Annotated in this window: 16 protein-coding genes; 7 read left to right on the forward strand and 9 right to left on the reverse strand. The window is 46.3% G+C overall.

Annotated elements, in window-relative coordinates:
- Positions 1-23 precede the first annotated feature (23 nt).
- The 5 genes from LEP1GSC061_RS03590 to LEP1GSC061_RS03610 form a co-directional block, all read right to left on the reverse strand.
- Positions 24-623 (reverse strand): SRPBCC family protein, encoded by a 600-nt coding sequence (locus LEP1GSC061_RS03590; protein WP_016544072.1) that lies wholly within the window; start codon positions 621-623, stop codon positions 24-26.
- A gap of 47 nt (positions 624-670) precedes the next feature.
- Positions 671-1,153, reverse strand: coding sequence for an SRPBCC family protein (locus LEP1GSC061_RS03595; RefSeq protein ID WP_016543362.1), 483 nt, complete (start codon positions 1,151-1,153; stop codon positions 671-673).
- Positions 1,140-1,469 (reverse strand): ArsR/SmtB family transcription factor, encoded by a 330-nt coding sequence (locus tag LEP1GSC061_RS03600; RefSeq protein WP_040507750.1) that lies wholly within the window; start codon positions 1,467-1,469, stop codon positions 1,140-1,142. The genes LEP1GSC061_RS03595 and LEP1GSC061_RS03600 overlap by 14 nt, the downstream gene beginning before the upstream one ends.
- 256 nt (positions 1,470-1,725) lie before the next feature.
- On the reverse strand, positions 1,726-2,889 hold the full coding sequence (locus LEP1GSC061_RS03605; protein WP_016543329.1) for an acyl-CoA dehydrogenase family protein: 1,164 nt from the start codon (positions 2,887-2,889) through the stop codon (positions 1,726-1,728).
- Positions 2,890-3,083: 194 nt separating this feature from the next.
- Entirely contained in the window at positions 3,084-3,845 is a 762-nt protein-coding gene (locus LEP1GSC061_RS03610; RefSeq protein ID WP_415751820.1) for an LIC_13076 family protein, read from the reverse strand.
- A gap of 263 nt (positions 3,846-4,108) precedes the next feature.
- On the opposite strand from LEP1GSC061_RS03610, the gene LEP1GSC061_RS03615 reads away from it, so the two are divergent.
- A complete protein-coding gene (locus LEP1GSC061_RS03615) occupies positions 4,109-5,596 on the forward strand; it encodes a fibronectin type III domain-containing protein (protein ID WP_016543509.1) in 1,488 nt (495 codons plus the stop codon).
- Between the two features lie 59 nt (positions 5,597-5,655).
- Here LEP1GSC061_RS03615 and LEP1GSC061_RS03620 read toward each other — a convergent pair whose 3' ends face one another.
- Positions 5,656-6,582 carry an MBL fold metallo-hydrolase gene (locus tag LEP1GSC061_RS03620; RefSeq protein WP_016543681.1) on the reverse strand — a complete coding sequence of 309 codons (927 nt, stop codon included), beginning with the start codon at positions 6,580-6,582 and terminating at the stop codon, positions 5,656-5,658.
- A gap of 41 nt (positions 6,583-6,623) precedes the next feature.
- Between LEP1GSC061_RS03620 and LEP1GSC061_RS21380 the strand changes: the two genes are divergently transcribed.
- Positions 6,624-6,794: a hypothetical protein gene (locus tag LEP1GSC061_RS21380; protein WP_156844479.1), complete on the forward strand. Its 171-nt coding sequence runs from the start codon at positions 6,624-6,626 to the stop codon at positions 6,792-6,794.
- A gap of 159 nt (positions 6,795-6,953) precedes the next feature.
- Here the strand turns inward: LEP1GSC061_RS21380 and LEP1GSC061_RS03625 are convergent, their stop codons facing one another.
- Positions 6,954-8,126, reverse strand: a complete 1,173-nt coding sequence (locus LEP1GSC061_RS03625) for a CaiB/BaiF CoA transferase family protein (protein WP_016543499.1) — start codon at positions 8,124-8,126, stop codon at positions 6,954-6,956.
- A 97-nt stretch (positions 8,127-8,223) separates the two neighbouring features.
- Positions 8,224-8,601: an SMR family transporter gene (locus tag LEP1GSC061_RS03630; RefSeq protein ID WP_016543975.1), complete on the reverse strand. Its 378-nt coding sequence runs from the start codon at positions 8,599-8,601 to the stop codon at positions 8,224-8,226.
- Between the two features lie 149 nt (positions 8,602-8,750).
- Between LEP1GSC061_RS03630 and LEP1GSC061_RS03635 the strand changes: the two genes are divergently transcribed.
- A complete protein-coding gene (locus LEP1GSC061_RS03635) occupies positions 8,751-9,578 on the forward strand; it encodes an alpha/beta fold hydrolase (RefSeq protein ID WP_016544156.1) in 828 nt (275 codons plus the stop codon).
- 9 nt (positions 9,579-9,587) lie between these two features.
- A complete protein-coding gene (locus LEP1GSC061_RS03640) occupies positions 9,588-10,370 on the forward strand; it encodes a helix-turn-helix domain-containing protein (protein ID WP_016544018.1) in 783 nt (260 codons plus the stop codon).
- Between the two features lie 76 nt (positions 10,371-10,446).
- On the opposite strand, the gene LEP1GSC061_RS03645 is transcribed toward LEP1GSC061_RS03640, so the two are convergent.
- Positions 10,447-10,983 (reverse strand): Mpo1 family 2-hydroxy fatty acid dioxygenase, encoded by a 537-nt coding sequence (locus tag LEP1GSC061_RS03645; protein ID WP_016544159.1) that lies wholly within the window; start codon positions 10,981-10,983, stop codon positions 10,447-10,449.
- 166 nt (positions 10,984-11,149) lie between these two features.
- On the opposite strand from LEP1GSC061_RS03645, the gene LEP1GSC061_RS03650 reads away from it, so the two are divergent.
- The 3 genes from LEP1GSC061_RS03650 to LEP1GSC061_RS03660 are packed head-to-tail and all read left to right on the forward strand — an operon-like array spanning position 11,150 to position 12,561.
- Positions 11,150-11,329: a tautomerase family protein gene (locus LEP1GSC061_RS03650; protein WP_016543697.1), complete on the forward strand. Its 180-nt coding sequence runs from the start codon at positions 11,150-11,152 to the stop codon at positions 11,327-11,329.
- Positions 11,330-11,331: 2 nt separating this feature from the next.
- Positions 11,332-12,156 carry a YdcF family protein gene (locus LEP1GSC061_RS03655; RefSeq protein ID WP_016544049.1) on the forward strand — a complete coding sequence of 275 codons (825 nt, stop codon included), beginning with the start codon at positions 11,332-11,334 and terminating at the stop codon, positions 12,154-12,156.
- 6 nt (positions 12,157-12,162) lie between these two features.
- Positions 12,163-12,561, forward strand: coding sequence for a cytochrome c maturation protein CcmE domain-containing protein (locus LEP1GSC061_RS03660; RefSeq protein WP_016543531.1), 399 nt, complete (start codon positions 12,163-12,165; stop codon positions 12,559-12,561).
- The last annotated feature ends 19 nt before the right edge of the window (positions 12,562-12,580 follow it).

Below are 12,580 nucleotides of genomic sequence, written 5' to 3' on the forward strand. Positions count from 1 at the left end.
TGCAACGATTGATCGGGAAACTTTTACCGTTTCATTTTCAATAGTAACGTCAATTTATCGAAGGATTCTCCCCAACCGACCGTCATCACAGGCCGGAGTCCCAGGAAAGTTTGGCGCTCTTTTTCCGTAGCCTCCCCGAATACTTCCCATTTCACGGACACTCTCGTTTTCTTAGGGCCTTCGCTAATAAAACTCACCATGGTCAATACCATATCCGGATAATCCGGAGCGAAAGGAAGCTTGGTTAGTTTCCCTTCCTTGTCGCAAAAATTCTGAGTATAGACCAAAAGATCGTTCGGATGAATCTTTTTGTAATTCAATTTTCCGTATTTTGTCTGTCCGTCCGAAGTAGTCATAGACCATTGGGAACTCTCCCCTTCTTTCACTCCGACTTTCATAAAATACATACTGGCTCCTTTCGGGCCGAGCCATTTGGAGAAACGATCCGGTCGGATCCACATATCGAATACCGTTTTGGCATCCGCATCGAAAGATCTTTCGATCCTAAAAATCTCATCCTCTCCGGCCTCGTTAGAGACGGATCCTTTCGAAGTCGCACACCCTAAAAATAGAATGATATTTAAGGTCACTATCCATTTTAAGAATTTTTTATATCCAACCATTTTTCCCTCTAGTTTTTTTGTAAGAACCTAAAACTCCACGATCCGTCTTACCTAATCTTTTCCAGATACTTGGCCAAGTTGCCCATGTGTTGCTTACCGCCCTCGATCGCTCCGTATTTTTCGTTGACCCTCTCCAGCTCTTCCTTGCTAGGGAAGATTTGTTCCATGATACAATTGGTTCCCTCTCCTGATTTCTCGAATAGAATTCTGGATTGAAAATGTACATCCTGAGTTCCTTCTCCGTCGCCTAGATGTTCATAAAGAATGGAATCGGGTTTTCGAATTTCCGTAAACTGGATCTTGTTTTTATAATCATGTCCGTCGGGTCCGTGCATGATGAAATCCCAAATTCCTCCGTCCGAAAAATCGAAACTCTTCGTTGTCACGGTGAAACCGTCCGGCCCCCACCATTCGGAAAGATGTTCCGCAGTGGACCATACCTCGAAAGCGAGATCGACGGGTACGTCGAAGTATCTTTTATAAATGACCTTATTTCCTTCTATGATCGTTTCCACGTTATTTCCTATCACGAGCTCTCTCCTTCTTTATCTTTAATAGATATCTTTCCAGTTTATCCAATCTCTTATTCCAAAGATTTACGATATCGGTTAACCAATCTTCCAATTCGCCTATCCCCGAAGCGTCCAGACTATAGATACGCATCTGCGCATCCTTCTTCATCCGGAGGACCTTAGCTTCTTTGAGTATTTTTAAATGCTGGGATATCGCCGGAGGACTCATTGTGAAATTTTTACCTATCTCCGAGGCATTGAGTTCTCCGTTCATCGCGACCAATTTCACAATTTCCCTTCTTGTATCGTCCGCAAGCGCTGCAAAAGCATTCATATACCTATATTTAAGAATTTATTTAATTAAGTCAAGTTTTAATTAAAGTATTACTTAATTAAAAGCAAAAAAAGAAGAATAGAACCTCCTTTCTGCGGCAGGGATGCAAAGGGCGAAGTCCGGGCTTTGCCCGGATGAGCGGTAGCGAACCCGTAGCAGCCCGGCTCGAGCGAATGCGAGAGGCCGCCCCAAAATAAAAAAGGCGCCGATTTCTCGACGCCTTTCTCTGGAAGTTTTTCCGTTATTAAGAAGATTCTTATTTTGCGGAAGCAGCCTCGCGGATCACATAAGCGGCGATCTCGTTCTTCTGGATCTGAGTGGTTCCTTCGAAGATACAAAGAATTTTCGCGTCTCTCATGAGCTTTTCCACAGGATACTCTTTGGTGTATCCGTATCCACCGTAGATTTGTACCGCGTCGGTAGCCGCTTTCATTGCGGTCTCGGAGCAGTATGCTTTGGCGATTGCGGAATACTTAGGTAGACGAGGATCCTCGGCGTCGGACATGCGTGCGGAAAGGTAGCAGATCTGACGAGCAGTCTCCACTCCGATGGACATGTCTGCCAGCATGTGCTGAACCGCTTGGAAGCTGGAGATCTTGGATCCGAACTGCTCTCTTTGGCGAGCGTATTTGGATGCGTGATCCAGAGCCGCTTGAGCCACACCCACTCCCATCGCCGCAACGTATGGACGGGATGCGTTCAGTGTTTGGAGTGCATAGATGAATCCGAGGTTTTCTTTCCCGATCATGTTCGCTTCTTCTACAGCGCAGTCTTCGAAGATGATCTGGCGAGTATCGGATGCACGAATTCCCAGTTTATCTTCTTTTTTACCTACGATTAGGCCAGGGGTGTCTCTTTTTACGTAGAAGCAGGAAACTCCGCGAGTTCCACGGCCTTTGTCGGTATACGCAAATACTGTATAAGCTCCCGCGCTACCGCCTCCGGTAATCCATTGCTTGGTTCCGTTGATCACCCATTTGTCGCCTTTTTTAACCGCGGTGGTGCTCATTCCCGGAACGTCGGAACCGGCTCCCGGCTCGGAAAGACAGAAGGAAACTCCGTATTCTCCGTCGATGACAGGTTGGAGCCATTTTTTCTTTTGCTCGTGGCTTGCACCCTTCATGATCGGTAGAATTCCCAGTCCGGTATATCCGAAGCAAAGGCTGATTCCGAGGCATCCTCTGGAAAGCTCTTCGGTGACCAAGCACTGCTCTACGGAACCGAGTCCCCATCCGCCGTATTCTTCGGGGATAGTGAGGCCATTCACCCCAAGTTCGGTTCTCATTCTATTGATAAGTTCTTCTGGATGCTTGTTTTCTTCGTCCCAGTGGATGGCAACTTCGTGGGTGATCTCCTTCTTTACGAAGTTTCTGATCGTGTCCCTAATCTCGATCTGTTGCTCAGTCAGTTCCTGATACATTTGTTCCCTTCTTGCGAGAGTTTCTGGTCCTAATTTTTCGCCGGGGTCGATTCCATCAAGAAAAACATGGCTGATTAAACGCCGATTTTGGCCCTAATGGGACAGAATTCGGGGAAATATCAAATTTTTAGGTCGGTTTGGCGATTTAAAAGCTTATAAAAAACAGAACGTTCGTTCTGTTTTACTAAGAGAACTCACTCCAAACCTTCGAAAGAGAGCTTGGCTACATCCGTTTTGAGCACCGTCTTTTTTTCTATTTTTTGAACCGGAACCCGGAGTTCCAATCTATGCAATCTGGATTTCACCACGAATTGGAGAGTGTTTGCCTTGGTTTCCATCTCGATTTCGTGTTCATTTTGAGCGACTAACTTACCCTCCAGGATGGATCCGTCCTTTAAATGGGCACGATCCACTAAACCCGCTTTTTCATCCAATAGCTTCGCTTCTAAGAATAAATTCTCCGAATCGAATCCCACGAGTTTGCTTGTAAAACTTTCTCCCGTGACCAATTGCACCGTCACCTTTCCGGTCATAGCGATTCGATATAGCTTTTGATCGATGCTTTCCTTGTTCTCGTTCCAATGGTTTGCATACAAACCTTCTTCACAAAACTCCACGAGGAAGGTTCGCTTAGTAACCGCAAGTAACCAACCGAGAAGAATGGTCACAGTATAATCGTGCCATTGTGCCGTCTCGGTTATACGGGATGTCTGTCCGGCCGGAGGCTCCGGAAAGGAAGAATTTAAGAATCGGATCGGAACCAGGCCTCCCAAAAAAGCCCAATAAGATTGGCTGGATTGCAACTTACAAGAATTCGAGGATTCGGCTGCCAATATGATCCGATGTTCGGGATTACTGCTAATCCGCTTATCGATTGTACAGAAATTGAGCAGACAAAGTAGAGCGGAGCATGCCGAGATTCGGATCATTTTTTTGTGTATACTCGTTAAATCCATCGCCTGGTACCTATTTCACTTCGATCGTTTCGCAAGCCCCTAATTTAAGGATAAGAACATGTTCTCCGATTAAGAATTCGTATTGGTAAGAATTGGAGTGGCCCATACGTTATGCCCAGTAGTTTTTTATAAACTTTATTTTTTTAATTTATTAACCGCTTGCCTTTTCCCGCACTTGCACCTTACAATCTATAACCGGTTTATCCCTTTCCAAACCTCCGAAAGCTCGCGGTTATAACGGGATATTCTAAAGTTACGATTAAATGAAAATTAAGCAAACTCAAAGTCTATCCGCTGATATCTTCCTTTTCAGGAAAATCGTTTGGAAACGTACTGCCTCCATTCGACCTTTCTTAATCGTACTCCTTTTTACTCTTTTCTTCCAAAATTGTTTTCTGAATCCCATCTTTAAACCTTTTGTCTTTCCCGAAAAGGAAGCCCAAAATTTCTCGTTTCTATCCGCCTTATTCGGGGGAGGCGGAAGTAACCACCAAGGCGGATCCGGTGTGACTCCGGTGATCCCCGCAGGCGGCCCTCTTCCGGGAGGAGGAGGAAGCGTCGGCGCTACGTCCGGAGGCTATTCTTCCCAATCTGGTGCCACCGTAAATCTTTCATGGGCTGCCGCTTCGGACGATGTAACCGCAGCGGACAGTTTGGTATACCAAGTCTATTATTCCACGAACTCCCAAGACATTTATGTAAACACTGCGGAAGCTCTTACCTCCGGCGGAGCCTCCGCTTACGGAGAGCCCGGCGCTAATATGACGAGCGCTTCGATCAGCGGATTGGCTGCGAGTACGACGTATTATTTTAATATTTTGGTGAGAGACCAGGACCAGACTGCATCTATTTATAACGGAAGAAGTATTCTAACGGAAGGACCGGACACCGTCCAACCTGTCCCGGGCAATAACGGCGCATTTACCGCAGTCGTAGGCTCCCCGTTCGTCAACAAGTATCCGGTGACTCTGACTTGGACCGCCGCTACGGATAACGTGACCTCCCAAGCGAATCTGGTGTATGAAATATATTACGATATAGACAATAATAATAATTTCGGGAACATCGCATCGATCCGAGCGAACGGAGTCCAGGCGATGGCTCCAACGGCAAATGTGACCCAGTATACGGTATACAACCTTTCCGCAAATGCAATGTATATGTTCGTGATTCTTGTCAGCGACGAAGCGGGCAACACATGGCTCTATAACAATTCATGGCTTAATTATGCGAGAACTCCTTATGCCAGCTTTATTTTCGATTCTTTAGTAACGGTGAGAGGGGATATAGGAAACAATAGAGCTGCGGCGAATAGTGCATGCATCAGTCGCAAAAATGCGATGAACAAGATCGCGTATCCTTGGAAATCTTTATGCAATACCATGTCCTTGATCTCCTTGCCGGACGGAACCTGGCTCAACAGTTATATCTCAGGCGCGCAACAAACTCCCGGCTCCCCGATCTTAGGTACGGAAGGTCTTATAATCGCAAATAATATGACCGAACTACTTTTCGGTAATCTGCAGAATACCATTCGTAGCGCTCTTCCGGAATACAGTAGCATCAACGGTTGGTGGAGTTTTTCCGACGCGAACGGCCATTATTCCCTTTCCAATTGCCTCGGTGGAACTTCGAACTTTCCCTCAGACCTGGGAACATACGGAGATCCGGATTCTACCGACTACAATTGGTTTTCTTTAACCGACGGAAACTGCGATATCCCGAGAGCCATTCTTTGCATCTGCCTCTGAGAAGAATGGACAGAGAAACGTAAGTTTCGAATCTCGGCCGTTAGGAGTATTCTATTTTTTTAACGTAAGCTTTGGTGTCCCGGATGCACTTGGATTTTTGGATATTTTGCGGCGATATTCTTTAGTAAATCGAAGCTTTCCCTGTTAGCTTCCAGATCCTTGGAGAATTCTCCCGGAGTCACGTTATTCTCCCATCCCCATTTCGTGTGGCAGGAATCTCCCAATAGCAAATGGGTTCCGGAAACGGATTTTACGAGAAACGCCAAGCTTCCCACCGTATGGCCGGGAACATGGATCACATACAAAGATTGGTCTCCGAAGAAATCCAGAACCTTGGTCTTAGATCCGTCCTTGGTTTGGAATTCCAGACTGGAGATCGCAGGATTCTCCCCTAGGATTCGATCCGTAGATCCCTGGACGAACAGATTGATAAATCTCTTGTCCGCCGATTCTCCCGGTCCGGTGATGATGGGAGTTCCTACAGGAAGATCGGGGGTTCCGAAAATATGATCCATGTGCATATGAGTTAGAAAGACTCCTTCCAACTTTTTAGGATCTTTCTCCCTCCATTCCCGGATGGTTTTATGAATCACGAGTTCTTTTACGTTCATCTGAGAAACTACGAAACCGGGAAGAGGCCATTCCGCCGTGTCCTTGCGAAAGACGGCAGACATTCCAGTATCCACGATATAACGTCCGAATTTAGGATGATCGATCACATAGAAATAAATCTGTATGGGCTCTTTGCCCGGATGGATTCCCGCTGCGATGGCTTTCGGATCCTTTAGGTCTATGAGTCCTTTTCGATCCACGAACCAATCCGCTGCCGCGATTTTCTGGAATACGATCGGTCCCTTTTCGGAGGGATTGAGATTGGAAAGATCCGAAGAAGTTCCCTTGGAAAGAGAAGATGATCGGTGAGAAGTGACCGCGCAGGCGCTCAAAGTAAGAAGAAGTGTAAGTATGAGTAAAATCTTTTGTTTCACGGTTAATAGACCTGGATTTAGATTCTAGGTTCGAAATGTTTTTGGAAAGGAATTTACGATTGGGACCGGGAGAATTTTGGAATATCGTAATCCGATATTCCTTAGTCATCGAGGGCCTCGGCTGTTTCGGAAAACTCCCCACCCTTTTTTGGGTGGTACCCGAGCCGGCCGAAAAAGCCTGTATCATAGATCCGGATTTCTTTCCACTCTAAAATTTGGGGCGGAATTTTGTAGGAACTCTTTAGCAATTCATTAAAAGTAATATAGAATTGCATAAATTCCGCTTAATAAGCATTACCAGGAGCTACTTCGAAGAAGCGATTCGCATCGAGAAAAGCAAAACGACTCTCATACAAGAGCCGCTTTCCCACTTAAATCACTTTATCTTTTTTTAATTCCTCTATATCGGAATCGGAATATCCGAGGGACTTCAGAATTTCCTCATTATGCTCGCCGTGAGCGGGAGGGTCTGTCCTATAAGTCACCTTGCTTTCCGAGAACGGAAAAGGAGATCCGAACTGGATATAATCCCCGTATTCCGGATGCTTGCGATCCAGGATCATCCCCTTTTCTCTCATCACAGGATCCTGGGAAACCTCTTCCAGAGTCTTTACGGGAGTGAGGCAAGAATCCGGATTCTGAAAGATCGGTCCTAGATCGGCCAGGGTCTTGGAGGCAAAGTAATCCGTTAGTATTTTTTTCCACTCCGGAAAATGCTCTTCGTCTATCGGGACATTCGTGAGATGAGAATCCAATCCGGACTGTCTTAAGAATGTTTTAAAGAACATCTCCTCCAAGGCTCCAAGCGCCACCCAACGTCCCTCTTTTGTCCTATAAGTGGAATAATTCGGAAGTTTTCCGGAAAGCAGCTCGTTTCCTCCCTCCGGGCTTTTACCGGTCGCGGAATAAATTCCACCATACAAAGAGATGAATTGCAAAGAAGCCTCCATCATGGAGATAGCGATTTTCTGTCCTTTGCCTGTCTTCTCCCTATAATAGAGCGCTGCGAGAATCGAAGAAAGAGCGGTTAACGTTCCACCGCCTATATCCGCGAGTTGAAATCCGGGAGCCTGGGGAGTCTTTCCTGTTTGAGAGAGAACTCCCGACAAGGAGAGATAATTCAGGTCATGGCCTGCAAAATCCCGATAGGCTCCGGAGTCACCGTATCCGTAGATTCCGCAATATATGAGTCGCGGGAATCTTTCCTTCAGATCCTCGTATCCCAAGCCCATCTTGGAAAGTCCGTCGGGTCGGAATCCTTCCAACAGAATGTCCGCATCTTCCAAGAGCTTGAACAGAATCTCTTTCGATTTTTCTCTCTTTAGATTGAGAGTAATCGCCTTCTTATTCCGATTCAACATAAGATATAGAGAAGGAGCCCCGTTGGCTTTCTTGAACATAACCCTCGTCGCATCCATGGCTCTCGGATTTTCGATTTTTATGATTTCCGCTCCCATATCCCCCAGATACATGGAGCATAAAGGACCGGGTAAAAGTAAGCTGAGATCTACGACCTTTACACCGGAAAGTGGACCTTTGTTCATTTTAAGAATCTTCCTGAGGATAAACTTCCGACCTATGTAGATCCGGAAGTAAGAAAGAAAAGCGATTTTTAAACGAAAAAGAACGGCGTTCGATTTCTTAATCGAACATTTCTCCGGCAGTCAACCATACACCGGCCATTATGAGAACGATACCCGTCCATTGGGACCAATTTAACTTTTCCTTAAAGAAGACCGCCGAAGCGAGTAGAACGATGATGAATCCAGCGGATGTGAAAAGCGGATAAGCCAAGGATAGCTTCAAGCCTTTGCCCAATACCCAGCGATAACCCAAGAGCGCGATTCCGAACGACGCGAGCCCTGCGAAAAATACTGGATGAAGAAAACTTTTGATCAGACCTTCCACCCCGGGAGTCGCATCCGTTTTGTCCCCCAACGAGCTTGCCTTAATTAGAATATTTGCCAGAGCGTTAAAAAAAAGCGCGGTAATGAAAACGAGAACCACGGTCAGCTTCATTCGATCTCTCTCTACAGTTCGATTTTTGTTTTCTTGTAACCCGCCGACTTAAAGGTTGTATTATCCCTTATGCGGAAAAACGGGAGAACTCTCCCCGGATTCCAGTCCATCGAAAGCGAAGGGAATGAAATAGCAAGGTCAAATCGCGAATGCAAAGAAAAACCTTCCAGTTCAACGGGATCCGACTCTCTTATATCGATTCGGAAACTCCCGGAAAGAATACGATTCTCATCGCCCATGCCAACGGTTTTTCCGCAGCCTGCTATTCCTATCTGATTCGTAGACTCTCCCCAGAAAATCGGGTACTCGCGCTCGACTTCTGCGGTCACGGAGAATCGGAACCGAGTCTCGATTGGAAGAATTGGTTCTTCTTCCGAGACCAGATTCTTACCTTAATAGAAAAGGAAAATCTAAAGGACGTGGTGGGTATCGGTCATTCTTTAGGAGGCGCGAGCCTTCTTCTCGCCAGCTACCAAAAGCCGAATTTGTTCCGCAAAATCTTCGTCATGGATCCGGTGGTCCTGAACTTTCCGGTCATTCTCGCCACATTCTTCATAGGCAATCCTCTGGCCAAAGGAGCATTAAAGAGAAGGAGAGAATTCAAAGATTTGAATATTGTAAGAAAGGCCTATAGAAAATCCCCTACTTTCGCCCGTTGGGCCGAAGAACCGTTCGAAGATTATCTATCGTCTTGCCTGAAAGAAGAGAACGGAAAATTAGTTTTGTGTTGCCCTCCCGAATTGGAAGCGAAAATATTCAATTCCGTTCATTGGAAGAGTCTCTTGCAATACGGAAGAATTTCGAGCGAAGTCCATATTACGATTCCTAAAGATTACGAGGTTTGCTCTCCCAAGGCGGCCCGTAGGATAGTGAAAGGAAATCCCAATTCTTCCCTGGAAATCTGGCCGGGAACGAATCATTTTTTTCCGTTCGAAGAACCGGATAAAACTTACGAGAGAATTCTAAGCAGATTATAAGGCGATCCTATGGCGGAGAATCGAGACGGTATACTGTTCTATTTCGGAGGGAGGGTCCTTCTCGCACACAAGGGCCTGTCCACGGATCCGCATTCTCATTACGCCGTTTCCATTTTGATCTCTCTTAGCTATCCTTTAAAGATCGTGGACGAGTTCGGAATCACTCGGGAATTCAAGGCGGCGGTTTTAGCCCCGAATACCCATCATACCCTTCTCGCGGAAGAATGCGACCTGATCGTATTGCAACTCGATCCTTACGGCTCCGACTACGCTCCCATTGCTGCGAGATTCGGCAGGAAAGGAATTCATGAGATCCCCTTCACGGATCTGGAATCCACATTAGAACGTTGTAATTTATTATTCACGGAGAACCCCAGTTGCTCCGACGCTCGAGAACTCTTCGAAGATATACTTACAGCCGTTGGCAGCGAAAAACCTGCCAAAGTTTCCCTGGACCCTAGAATTTTAGCCGCCACAAAGAAGATGCAGGAAAGTCTTCCCGGATCCGTCTCCGTCCCTGAATTAGCAAAAGAATCCGGATTTTCCGAAACTCGCTTCATGCACGTATTCAAGATCCAAATGGGCCTTCCCGTCAGACAATTTCAACTTTGGTTACGACTTCATGAGGCGGCCAAACTTCTAAAAGAAGGCGGAAATCTAACGGAAGCCTCCCATGCAGCCGGTTTCGCAGACCAGGCCCATCTTAGTCGCACTTTCAAGAGAATGTTCGGAGTTCAGCCTTCCCGCTTTTTAGGAGCGAATACGAACGTGACCGTTCATTTTTGTGTATAATTTTTTTATGATAGAAGGACGGAAAGAAAAGGAGCGCTCCGAAACTCGAAGGAGCGCCCTAAAAAATTAGAGAATGTTAGTGAGCAGTGCTGAAGTTTTTCAGTTTACCTTGAGCCGCTAATTCTTTGCGGACAGCTTCCTGAATTTCCTTACGATATCCCAACTCGAAGAACACGTCAGCGATCACGAAAATAGGCGCCGATACGATCGCCTGGAATAGGTTATCGAATAGGGCCGGACGACTCTTTTCGAAGATAAAATGTCCGTAGAATTGAGCTCCCCATCCTACCAATTGCGCGACTGCGAATACGGTCCAAGCGGTAGTGGAATCCAAAGAGGCGGTCAGATAATGGGCCAGAGCCAATAAGGAACCGAAAACGATGCTAGTCGCCGCGGCAAAGATGAAGTCCAAAGAGAAGTAATACACAATAACCAGCGCGGCAAAAATCGTAGCGGCGGTGATTCCGAATCCTTGGATTCTAAAAATTTCGAATCTACTCAATACTAAAAAAAGAGTGAATGTAATCGTAGGAACCCCGAGAACGTGAATCCAAACGTTTCTCTTTTCTTGGTGATAGGCCGAATAAAAGGCCATTTCCTTTGCAAATCTCATGGCTAACTCCTCACAGTGTAGCACTTATTATATCCGGATTTCCTACCGTGGCTTGAACGAACCTGCCGTTTTCGAAAAAAAATCCGTTGCATAATCTTTGTTCGAAATAAAGCTGAGAGTAGGAGTTCCTACACTCCTAAATTAAGAAATTCGTTAGAAAGGGAATATGCCGTACGTTAACGTAAAAGTAGCCGGTCCTTTGACCAAAGAGCAAAAGAAAGCCATCGTGAAAGAAATTACGGAAACCTTATCCAAAGTTGCAGGAAAGGCTCCGGATAGCACATATATAGTGATAGACGAGGTCTCCCGAGAAAATTGGGCCAAGGGCGGTGATCTACTCGAGTAGATATGGATACCCTCTTCTTCGCGATCTCAAAATTGGCTGGGGCGGTATTATTTCCCCTGCCGGGTTGTCTTCTTCTGCTAGTCTGGATCGGGCTCCTTGCCCCTAAATGGAAGGTTAAGATTCGGATCCTTCTTCCTACGATACTTCTATGGATATGCGCCACGGATACTTTTTCTCAATGGATGATCCATGGCTTGGAAGAGGACTTCCCTCCCGTTCGCTTGGAGAATCTGGAAAAGGCGGATGCAATCCTAGTCCTCGGCGGGGCCGTGGACAATCTGGCATTACACGAAGATAGAACCCAACTCACTTCCGCGGCGGAGAGAATGACGGACGCAATTCTTCTTTTCCAAAAAAAGAAGGCTCCTCGTATCGTTTTCACGGGGGGCTCGGGCAATCTATTCTTCCAAACTAGAAAGGAATCGGATTCCGCTTCAATATTCTTCCAATCCTTAGGGATTCCGAAAAACGCGATCTTTCTGGAAAGCGAAAGTAGGAACACTAAGGAGAATGCCGAGAAAACCGCGGAGCTTTTCCGAAAAAACGGATGGAAATCCGCTATTCTAGTCACTTCCGCCTTTCATATGGAGAGATCCTTGTTGGTATTCGGTAAGACAGGAATTTCCCTCAAGCCTTGGCCTACGGATTATCGCTCTAAAGTGAAAATTCTTACCATCGACGATTTTATACCTTCTTCCCAAAGTTTGGAGAATACGAGTATAGCTTGGAAGGAAAGAATCGGGCTCTTCGTTTACCGCACCCGGGAGAGTATTTCCACTTTTCTTCCCCTCCGGTTCCGATATCCTTGGTCTAAGGACTGGAATTAAGTATATATGAACGTAAAGTTTACCATCCTGGCAGGTACAATCGCAGTTTCTTTGGCCGCGATCGCCTTCTTTTCTTCGAAAGAGACTTCCTACACCCTATTGGACGCTTCGGAACTGGCTGCCAATCCCGCTCATTACGATGCGGATGAACTATTGAGAGTGAGAGGATTCGTTAAATTGGGTAGCGTGACGAGAGAAGGCAAAACCGCCAAATTCGTGTTGCAATTAAACGATCGCGAGGTCCCGGTTTTCTTCACGGGAGCCACTCTTCTGCCGGACGCCTTTAAGGAAGGCACCCGAGCCAGAGTCGACGGAGTCTGGAAAAACGGAGTCCTGGTCGCAGACCGAGTGGAAGCGAAATGCGCCTCTAAATACGAGGCAGGCTACTCGGATCAGGAAGAATGAGCTCTTCCCAATCGAATTT

The organism is Leptospira wolffii serovar Khorat str. Khorat-H2 (genome assembly GCF_000306115.2).
GTDB classification, from domain to species: domain Bacteria; phylum Spirochaetota; class Leptospiria; order Leptospirales; family Leptospiraceae; genus Leptospira_B; species Leptospira_B wolffii.

What these genes read in the sequence shown, in the direction of transcription:
- LEP1GSC061_RS03590 (WP_016544072.1), bottom strand. Translation starts at nt 623, where the DNA reads ATGGTTGGATATAAAAAATTCTTAAAATGGATAGTGACCTTAAATATC.
- LEP1GSC061_RS03600 (WP_040507750.1), bottom strand. Translation starts at nt 1,469, where the DNA reads ATGAATGCTTTTGCAGCGCTTGCGGACGATACAAGAAGGGAAATTGTG.
- LEP1GSC061_RS03605 (WP_016543329.1), bottom strand. Translation starts at nt 2,889, where the DNA reads ATGTATCAGGAACTGACTGAGCAACAGATCGAGATTAGGGACACGATC.
- LEP1GSC061_RS03610 (WP_415751820.1), bottom strand. Translation starts at nt 3,845, where the DNA reads ATGGATTTAACGAGTATACACAAAAAAATGATCCGAATCTCGGCATGC.
- LEP1GSC061_RS03615 (WP_016543509.1), top strand. Translation starts at nt 4,109, where the DNA reads ATGAAAATTAAGCAAACTCAAAGTCTATCCGCTGATATCTTCCTTTTC.
- LEP1GSC061_RS03625 (WP_016543499.1), bottom strand. Translation starts at nt 8,126, where the DNA reads ATGAACAAAGGTCCACTTTCCGGTGTAAAGGTCGTAGATCTCAGCTTA.
- LEP1GSC061_RS03630 (WP_016543975.1), bottom strand. Translation starts at nt 8,601, where the DNA reads ATGAAGCTGACCGTGGTTCTCGTTTTCATTACCGCGCTTTTTTTTAAC.
- LEP1GSC061_RS03635 (WP_016544156.1), top strand. Translation starts at nt 8,751, where the DNA reads ATGCAAAGAAAAACCTTCCAGTTCAACGGGATCCGACTCTCTTATATC.
- LEP1GSC061_RS03640 (WP_016544018.1), top strand. Translation starts at nt 9,588, where the DNA reads ATGGCGGAGAATCGAGACGGTATACTGTTCTATTTCGGAGGGAGGGTC.
- LEP1GSC061_RS03645 (WP_016544159.1), bottom strand. Translation starts at nt 10,983, where the DNA reads ATGAGATTTGCAAAGGAAATGGCCTTTTATTCGGCCTATCACCAAGAA.
- LEP1GSC061_RS03650 (WP_016543697.1), top strand. Translation starts at nt 11,150, where the DNA reads ATGCCGTACGTTAACGTAAAAGTAGCCGGTCCTTTGACCAAAGAGCAA.
- LEP1GSC061_RS03655 (WP_016544049.1), top strand. Translation starts at nt 11,332, where the DNA reads ATGGATACCCTCTTCTTCGCGATCTCAAAATTGGCTGGGGCGGTATTA.
- LEP1GSC061_RS03660 (WP_016543531.1), top strand. Translation starts at nt 12,163, where the DNA reads ATGAACGTAAAGTTTACCATCCTGGCAGGTACAATCGCAGTTTCTTTG.